Genomic DNA, 8,023 nt, shown 5'->3' on the forward strand with positions numbered 1-8,023 from the left:
GCCCAGCCGGAGCAAGAGTGCAGGGATCGCCAGCCAAGAGGTGTTAGCGTCGGTGGATGGAGTTCACCAGCCTGGTTGAGCACATCACGCAAGCGCAGCAGAGCGCCAGCCGTCCCATCGTGGTGGGGATCTCCGGATACGCCGGTTCTGGAAAGTCCACGCTGGCCCGGCGACTTGTCGAAGCGGTGCCGGGCGCCGCGCGGGTGCGCGGAGATGACTTTCTGAACCCAGTTCTGTCACATCATCGCTCTCAAGATTGGGCCGGAGTGGAGCGAATCCGGCTGACAGAGGAAGTGCTCAAACCCATTCGTGAGCAGCAGCCGGGTACTTTCCGGAGGTTCGACTGGAGTTGTAGAACACTCGGAGACCCCGAACCGCTTCCGGACGCTGATGTCCTTGTCGTTGATCTGATCGGGCTGTTTCATCCTGAGGCGCTGGAGCATCTGGATATCACCGTGTGGTGCGACATCGATCTGTCGACAGCGGTCCAGAGGGGAATGGCGCGGGACAGAGAATTAGGGCGCATGCACGACACTCTGTGGCTTGATGTGTGGGAACCGAACGAGCGAGATTTTGCGGAGAGGTTCGCGCCAGCGCAGAAGGCCGACGTTCGCTTCTCTACGGCGGGACCTGTGGTGAGGGCTCGACCGGCGGGGAGGATGCTGTGAGATGCGGGTGAACGTCTATGTGGAGAGCGGCGTCGCTATGGCCTACGACTCCGGGACCGCGGCTTGGGTGTTCGACGTCGAGTTCTGGGGGCTCTGCGGACAGGGGCTGACTGAGACTGAGGCGTTGGCGGAGTTGAGTATGGCTCTTCCGCGGGAGGCCGAACTCAGCGTCGTTGAGCGCATCCAAGGAGATGAGGGCGCTTTCGACCGCGACACGGAACCCGCGACTGAGGCCGAGGTTGAGCGTACATTGGAGATCCTGACCCAGGCTCGGGCTGAGCTGCTACATCTTCTCCAGAAGAGCACCGAGGCGGACCTTGGCCGGCCCATCCCGCAGGACGCACATTTCGCTGGCTGGTCCACAATCTGCGAACGCGCCTGGCACATCGCTGACACAGAGAGTCGCTACTATCTGCCCTCACTCGGGCTGCCGTCCAAGCCCAGAGCTCAGACCCTGGTTGCTGAACTTAGTGAATCGGCTGAGCACGTGCAGAAGACCCTCAGAACCATGCTCCCGAATATGAGCCGGAGCAATGGCGGAGAGTTATGGACCTCGACCAAGCTGCTGCGGCGCCTCGCCTGGCACGAGCCAGGTGAACTTGCCGCTATCCGGCAAGGTGCGTGAGCAACCCGGCTGGGTAGAGCGGAATCTCCCCGCACCGGAGCGGATCGATGGAGCCCATGGGGCTGTTGAGCCGGGCTCTCCGCCCATCAGGCTATAGGTTGGGCCGCATGACGGCTCAGCCCAGGTGAATGTCCATGTGTTCACGCTTGTATGCTCAGCGCTTGCGCCCACACCTCGTGGTGTCGTTTCACATATTCACTCACGGCTTGCCAATGCGCGCCGTGGCCCTGGGCGTACATGGACTTCCACGGTTCGCGCCCGGAGTCCACCGATGAGCTCAGCAGCTCATACATCGCGTAAGCGCGCTGATGCATCGTTCGGGGAAGTTTCCTGCGCAGTTCGGCCCTGGCACCGTACCCATCGACAAAGGCCACCAGGTTGAGTGCGGCCTCGTCTGCTCTCTGATCAGGATCGTTGAGCGTGAAAGTCTGGGCAGCATAGGCCAGATCCCAGAGCCGGGTACTCGGTCCAGCCCCATCCCAGTCGATGAACACCCAACGATCCCCGATGATCAGGTTCCAGGGCGCGAGGTCGTTGTGGCAGATGAGCTCCTCGCCCGGAGCCGGGATGACGGGCTCCCACTGTGATCGGTCGGGAGGCCGGAAAGCGGCGCTGGCATCATGGATCGCTCGGACCAGTGTGCCCACGCGGGCGAGCTCTGAGGGAGCTAAGGGATCGGTCTCCATCGCGAGCCGGCCAGGTATGAACTCGATGATCTGACGGCCCTGATCATCGCGACCCAGCACAGCGGGAACATCGACCCCTGCCCCGCCGACCGCGGAGATGAAACTGTGGACACTCGTTGTACCCGCAGTCCAGGGCTTCCGGACCGTGGACCCGATCTGCACAACGCAGCCGCTGGCATTGCCGCCGGTCAGGGGCAGAGCATTCTCCATACCATAAGGCTAGGCGGTAAAGCCCAAAGACCTTTGACCACCGCCCTGGGAGTCATCCCCTGGTCGGATGAAGCCTCTTATCGTCTTTTCTTCCCGGGGCCGGCCACGAGTTCAACACCGACGCTCCTGGAGATTTCGCCCAGGCCGTCCAAGACCTCCTTGCAAGAACATCACCAGGCGATGGTGGTCAGGCCTTATAGGGTGAAGTCATGGACACCGCAGATTCTGAGGCAACCACTGGAGAACTGGCTGAAGGTTTCCGGCTGAGCGGCATGCACGCCGAATCACTGACCCGATTCGCGCGGGTCTACCGTGCTCAGACCGCCGCAGGTGAGGACATTGTGGTCAAGCGAACCCCGGGCGATGCTGGCCGGACCGAGGCGCTGATGAGATGGACCAGATCGCTCGATCACGCTGGCATCGCTGTGGTGATCCCGGCCGGTCTGGACGTGGCGAACCCGCAGGAGATCCATGGAGAGCACTGGGTGGTCTACCCATGGATTGACGGCGCGCCCTACACCGGCACCGAGGGCCAGATCCGACAGGCAGGGGACTACCTGGGGCGTATGCATGCCGTGGAGGTCCCCACCCAGGGTATGCGGACCTACAGCTACCCTGACTCCGATTACTCGGAGGTGGTCTCCGACTGCCGCACCCTCGAGGGGGTTCTGTCCTCCCAGGGCGATACCGAGGCGATTGAGGTCATTCGAGAACTCGGCAGACGCTGGTGGCAGGAATCCCTGCCGGGACTGAAGAAGCACGACGACGAGCTGCCCCGCACTGCGGTCAGCAGCGACTTCAAAGCCAATAACCTCCTCTACACCGAGGGTGGCCCGGTACTCGTTGACCCGGACAATGGCGGTGTTGAGCCTCGGATATTCGACCTGGCACTGGCCTTGGTGCTGTTCCACAATGAAGGCGACGGCGCACCGGGGAGACTCTTCACCGACTCAGAGTGGGAGACCTTCTCCCGGGCCTATCTCCGGCATGTCCAGCTCACAGACCGAGAGCGGGAACTCTGGTCCGCAGCGCTGGACCACATGCTCTGGGAGGAGGGAACCTGGGTGCTGGAGGACAACGACGCCGCCGCCTGGGCAGATTCCCGGCAGCGAGCCTTCCTGCTGAACCTCGCGCATACCACCCCAGAGAGCTACCCGCTTCCGGATGAGTCCGTGGCCTGACACCGCCGAAACGCTCGAATCTCCACTGTTCACCATAGAAGCCACCTTCGAATGCACTCCTGGGCATGCTGCCGATGTCATCACGATCCGCTGACAGCATCACAGCGTCGTGAGCTTTCACCCGCCGAAGACGGCCTGCTCGAAGTACTGGTGGTCCTGGGGGCGGTGCCGTGAGCCTGTGACATGGATGTGCCGAGCGCCTAAGGCGGAGAGCGCGTCAGCGATCGCCTCGTACTCAGGATTCCAATTGCCGGTGGCTACGATGGTGCCCTCCGCAGGGATCATCTCACCGGTCACCCCGTCACCCCACGGCGGAGAGACCGAGGCGAAGTGCTCGGCCAGAGCCTTTTCCTGGTCCCACTGCTCCGGATCCGCAGGCCCACCGAAGAACAGCGGACGGAAGATCTCCCAGAACCCGTAGAGCTCTCCGGCCGAACTCCGCTGGTGTGCGCGGGTCACCGTGCTGATGTGCTTCTCAATATGCTCATCACCACGGGCCAGGTCATAGAGGGCCGGCTCCAGCAGAATGAGTCGCCGAGCCTGGAACAGCCCGCGGCCAAGGGCCAGAACTGCGCGCTCTGCCCCCAGACTGTGTGCCACCACATCCACCGGTCCATCAGGTGCGATCTGCGCAAGATGCTGCAACTGCTCCTCTTTGGAGGTGTGCGGTACAAACTGGGCGAAGACCGCGTTGTCTGCTGACTGCTTCGGCCAGGCATCACGCCCGGTTCTGCCCGCCCCAGGAATGTAGAGCCTCATCGGGCTATCGTATGCGCTCATCCAGGTAGGGTCTGAGGCTCAGGAGGCGGCGGAGCGCAGAGCTTGGGCAAGATCCTGATAGAGATCCTCGGCATCCTCGATGCCCACCGAGAGACGGATCAGCCCTTCAGGCACCGTATCCGGTTCGCCGGGATGACGACGACGCCGCTCCGCCAGGGACTCCACCCCGCCCAGGCTGGTAGCCGGGGTCCAGACCCGCAGACCCTCCAGCACTGTGTCGGCCGCAGCCTGGCTGCCGGTGTCGATGGTGATGATCGCCCCGAAGCCGCCCAGCTGGGCCTTGGCCCGGCCGTGCTGAGGGTGGCTGGGCAGGCCCGGGTAGGTGACCGAGGTGAGGGACACGGCGTCGTCGTCCTTCAGCTGATCAAGGCGGGCGGCCAAGAACGCCGCATTCCGCTCCGCCGCATCCAGCCGCACCGCCAGGGTGCGGACCCCGCGCAGCGCTAGGAACACCTCCATGGGCCCGGGGATGGTGCCGTGCAGATTCCGGTGACCATGAAGGGCCGCATTCAGGTCCAGGTCCGCGGTGATCGCCGCACCCATGATCACATCCGAATGTCCGGAGATGAACTTGGTCACCGAATGGACCACCACATCAGCCCCCTGCTTCAGCGGGTTCTGCCGCAGCGGAGTGGCGAAGGTATTGTCCACCGCGGTGAGAACGCCCAGCTCCTTGGCTTCGGCGATCAGGGCGGGAACATCAGCGACCTCCAGCATCGGATTGGTGGGCGACTCAATCCACAGCAGCGCCTGCGTGCTCTGATCCCGAGCCGTCTCCGCCACCTCACGCACCGTGCTGAGCACCTGCTCGGTTTCCGCGATATCCACCCGGTGCAGGGTGAAATGCCCCTTGGCCGCCAGCTGAGCAGCCATCGAGTAGAACCCCATATACGCGTGACGCGGGATGATCAGATGCCCGCCGATGGGCAGCTGGTTAATCACTGCAGAGACCGCCGAGAGCCCCGAGGAGAACAGCAGCCCGTGGGCCCCGCCCTCCAGCTCGGCCAGCAGGCCCTCCAGGGGCTCAAAGCTGGGGATCCCCTCCCGGGCGTAGACCTGGGGGTATTCCACACTGGGCCGGTAAACATAGGTGGAGGTGAAATCCACCGGCGGGTTCACCGGGGAGTTGGGCTCATGCGGCCGGCCGGCGGCCACCACTCGGGTGCGCTGATTCTGTGCCATCACCACTAGGTTAACCAGTCACTGAGGCGGGTGAGTGCACGTGTCAGCACATCGTGGCGTTTGCAGAAGGCGAACCGCAGCAGATAGTTCAGCTCGTCCTCGTGGTTCTCCTGGGTGCTCAGCAGGGTCAGCGAGGACACCGGGATCGCCCCCACCCCGGCCTGGGCCACCAGCTCGGCGGCGAAGGCAGAAGCAGTCTGCTCTGTCACCCCCCGCACATCGGCCAGCACAAAGTACCCGGCATCCGGGGTGAAGGCCTGCAGTCCGGCAGCAGCCAGGCCCTCCGCCAGCAGGTCCCGGCCGGCACGCAGCTCAGCCTGGTTCTGCACGAAGAAACCACGGTCATCCTGCAACCCCTGGGCCACTGCATACTGGTAGGCCCCGCCGGTGCAGAAGGTGGTGAACTGCTTGACCCCGCGCACCTGATTCACCAGCTGTGGGCTGCCGGTCACCCACCCCACCTTCCATCCGGTCACACTGAAAGACTTGCCCGCCGAACCGACGGCCACCGCCACATCCTCAGCACCGGGGATGCTCAGAATAGTGGAGTGTGCAGGGGCGTCTGCCTCTCCCAACATGAGATGCTCATACACCTCATCGGACATCACCACTGCACCGACCTCGGCGGCAATGCTCACAATCTCCGCCAGCTCATCGCCGGTGAACACCGCCCCAGTGGGATTGTGCGGGGTGTTCACCAGAATCATCGAGGTCCGCTCACTCACCGCGGCCCTCAGCGCGGCACAATCCGGCCGGAAGTCCGGAGCCCGCAGCGGCACCGTCTTCAGCTCCGCCCCGGCCAGCGCCACCATGGACCCGTAGGAGTCGTAGAACGGCTCGAAGGCCACCACCTCACTGCCCGCGGTGGCGAAGGCCAGAATGGTGGCTGCGATCGCCTCGGTGGCACCGGTGGTGTGCAGCACCTGGTCCTGAGGATCCAGCTGAACGCCGTAGAACTTCTCCTGGTGGGCGGCCACCGCCTCTCGGAACCACGGGAAGCCCGGCCCGGGGGAGTACTGGTTGGTGGGCCCGGCATCGGTGCTGATCGCCTCCGCCGCGGCATCGCGCAGCCACTGGGGTCCCTCCGCATCCGGAAATCCCTGTCCCAGGTTGATCCCACCATGAGCTATCGCAGCTGCGGTGGTTCGCTCATAGATGGTGGGCAGCACCGTGGCGGTAGCGGCGTCGTAGGTATTGGCACCGGCAGCAGACCGGGCCCAGGGCGGAGTAGGCATACTGCACATGGTAATCCCGATCACCCGGGGGGCCGTGAAAAGATGACGCTATGACTGATCAGCGGCGCACCGTGGCACAGGCCGGGGAAGACACGGTGCTGGCAGCGGTGCGGGAGGTGATCGACCCGTTCAACGCTGGGCGCACCGGATTGGAGATCGGACCAGGGGACGACGCCGCCGCACTGACCGTGGGCAGCGGACAGGCAGTGATCACCACCGACACGATGAGCCAGGGCCAGGACTTCCGTCGTCAATGGTGGGGGAATGGGCACGAGTGGCCGATGGATGTGGGCACCAAAGCGGCCGCGCAGAACCTCTCAGACATCAGCGCCATGGGTGCTGTGCCCACCGCACTGGTGGTGAGTCTGACCCTGCCGCCGGAGATACCGCTGAGCTGGGTCCGGGACTTCTACCGCGGGGTGATCAGAGCCTGCAGGCAGCCCGGTGCAGAACGCTGTGTGATCGCCGGCGGTGATCTGGGATCAGGGGAGACGATCTCGGTGACGATCACAGCGGTGGGTGAACCTGCGGTGGGTGAACCTGTCCAAGGGGGGCGGCTGCTGCGCAGAGACGAGGCCCGGGCCGGCAATATGCTGGCGGTGGCTGGAAGGCTTGGCCGGGCCGCTGCCGGCCTGGCCCTGCTGGAACAGTCTGGGGCGGAGCCGGTCCCGGGGCCAGAGCGTCAGCTTGGGCAGGTTCATGCCGAGACCATTCGCGAATGCCTGCGCGCCCAGCAGCGCCCAGAGCCTCCGCTGATTGCCGGGCCTGCGGCGCTCGCCGCCGGGGCGACTGCCGGGATGGATCTCAGCGATGGTCTGCTGCGCGATGCCGGGCGGTTGGCCAAGGCCTCAGGGGTGCAAATCCGGCTCGATGAGGCCCTGCTGCACGCCGAGGCTGAGCCGCTGGTGCCGGTGGCCGGCGTCCTCGGGCTGAGCCAGCCAGCGGCCCGCGACTGGGTGCTCACCGGGGGCGAAGACTACGGCCTGCTGGTCACTTTCCCCGCAGAGGCCGATCTGCCTTCAGGGTTCCGGGTGTTGGGCACAGTCGAAGCGCTGCCGGATGGAGACAGCCCCGGCGTCGTCGTACCCTCTGAGCCCTCTGTCCAAGGCTGGGACTCCCTCAAGAGATGAGGCGCCAGCCAAGCGCTGTGCCGTCTTGAGAAGTGAAGGCCTCAGCCCCTCTGACGAGGCCCGCATGGATCGAAGATCCGCGCGGGTCCCGGAGGTCAGGGTCCCGTGCAGCCGGCCGAGAGGCGGTGCGACATGCGTGCGTCACCGGAGACCCGATTGAGGGTGGGGAAGGCGTCAGTACTCGCCATTAGCCCTGGTATTTGCGGCCGAGTTGGGTGAAGGTCCAGCCTGCGTTTTCCCAGTCGGTGGCTGGTAGTACGTTGCGGGCGTCGATGAAGCGTTTGGCGGCGACGAGGTGGTTGAGGTCGGTGGGGGTGAGGGTTTTG

8 protein-coding genes are annotated in these 8,023 nt (G+C 64.7%); 4 read left to right on the plus strand and 4 right to left on the minus strand.

Annotated elements, in window-relative coordinates; all coding sequences use genetic code 11:
* The first annotated feature begins 56 nt into the window (after nt 1-56).
* Together F0311_RS01195 and F0311_RS01200 are read left to right on the plus strand one after the other, a co-directional pair.
* On the plus strand, nt 57-668 hold the full coding sequence (locus F0311_RS01195) for a uridine kinase family protein (protein WP_150460140.1): 612 nt from the start codon (nt 57-59) through the stop codon (nt 666-668).
* 1 nt (nt 669) lies between these two features.
* Entirely contained in the window at nt 670-1,293 is a 624-nt protein-coding gene (locus F0311_RS01200) for a DinB family protein (RefSeq protein ID WP_150460141.1), read from the plus strand.
* Nucleotides 1,294-1,433: 140 nt separating this feature from the next.
* Here F0311_RS01200 and F0311_RS01205 read toward each other — a convergent pair whose 3' ends face one another.
* The gene (locus tag F0311_RS01205; protein ID WP_150460142.1) at nt 1,434-2,189 is read right to left on the minus strand and encodes a phosphotransferase; all 756 of its coding nucleotides are present in this window, start codon (nt 2,187-2,189) and stop codon (nt 1,434-1,436) included.
* 209 nt (nt 2,190-2,398) lie between these two features.
* Here F0311_RS01205 and F0311_RS01210 point away from each other — a divergent pair, with 209 nt between their 5' ends.
* Nucleotides 2,399-3,370, plus strand: coding sequence for a phosphotransferase enzyme family protein (locus F0311_RS01210; RefSeq protein ID WP_150460143.1), 972 nt, complete (start codon nt 2,399-2,401; stop codon nt 3,368-3,370).
* Between the two features lie 117 nt (nt 3,371-3,487).
* Here F0311_RS01210 and F0311_RS01215 read toward each other — a convergent pair whose 3' ends face one another.
* The 3 genes from F0311_RS01215 to F0311_RS01225 are packed head-to-tail and all read right to left on the minus strand — an operon-like array spanning nt 3,488 to nt 6,567.
* The gene (locus F0311_RS01215) at nt 3,488-4,150 is read right to left on the minus strand and encodes an alpha/beta hydrolase (RefSeq protein ID WP_150460144.1); all 663 of its coding nucleotides are present in this window, start codon (nt 4,148-4,150) and stop codon (nt 3,488-3,490) included.
* Nucleotides 4,151-4,168: 18 nt separating this feature from the next.
* Entirely contained in the window at nt 4,169-5,332 is a 1,164-nt protein-coding gene (locus F0311_RS01220; RefSeq protein WP_150460145.1) for a trans-sulfuration enzyme family protein, read from the minus strand.
* A 5-nt stretch (nt 5,333-5,337) separates the two neighbouring features.
* On the minus strand, nt 5,338-6,567 hold the full coding sequence (locus tag F0311_RS01225; RefSeq protein WP_191089673.1) for an aminotransferase class I/II-fold pyridoxal phosphate-dependent enzyme: 1,230 nt from the start codon (nt 6,565-6,567) through the stop codon (nt 5,338-5,340).
* A 50-nt stretch (nt 6,568-6,617) separates the two neighbouring features.
* Between F0311_RS01225 and thiL the strand changes: the two genes are divergently transcribed.
* On the plus strand, nt 6,618-7,697 hold the full coding sequence (gene thiL / locus F0311_RS01230) for a thiamine-phosphate kinase (RefSeq protein WP_150460147.1): 1,080 nt from the start codon (nt 6,618-6,620) through the stop codon (nt 7,695-7,697).
* Nucleotides 7,698-8,023 lie beyond the last annotated feature (326 nt).

It is taken from the genome of Nesterenkonia ebinurensis (genome assembly GCF_008711175.1).
Classification (GTDB): Bacteria; Actinomycetota; Actinomycetes; order Actinomycetales; family Micrococcaceae; genus Nesterenkonia; species Nesterenkonia ebinurensis.

Coding starts and splice junctions, on each gene's coding strand:
- thiL (WP_150460147.1), top strand. CDS start 6,618: ATGACTGATCAGCGGCGCACCGTGGCACAGGCCGGGGAAGACACGGTG.
- F0311_RS01210 (WP_150460143.1), top strand. CDS start 2,399: ATGGACACCGCAGATTCTGAGGCAACCACTGGAGAACTGGCTGAAGGT.
- F0311_RS01200 (WP_150460141.1), top strand. CDS start 670: ATGCGGGTGAACGTCTATGTGGAGAGCGGCGTCGCTATGGCCTACGAC.
- F0311_RS01195 (WP_150460140.1), top strand. CDS start 57: ATGGAGTTCACCAGCCTGGTTGAGCACATCACGCAAGCGCAGCAGAGC.
- F0311_RS01215 (WP_150460144.1), bottom strand. CDS start 4,150: ATGAGCGCATACGATAGCCCGATGAGGCTCTACATTCCTGGGGCGGGC.
- F0311_RS01220 (WP_150460145.1), bottom strand. CDS start 5,332: ATGGCACAGAATCAGCGCACCCGAGTGGTGGCCGCCGGCCGGCCGCAT.
- F0311_RS01205 (WP_150460142.1), bottom strand. CDS start 2,189: ATGGAGAATGCTCTGCCCCTGACCGGCGGCAATGCCAGCGGCTGCGTT.
- F0311_RS01225 (WP_191089673.1), bottom strand. CDS start 6,567: ATGCCTACTCCGCCCTGGGCCCGGTCTGCTGCCGGTGCCAATACCTAC.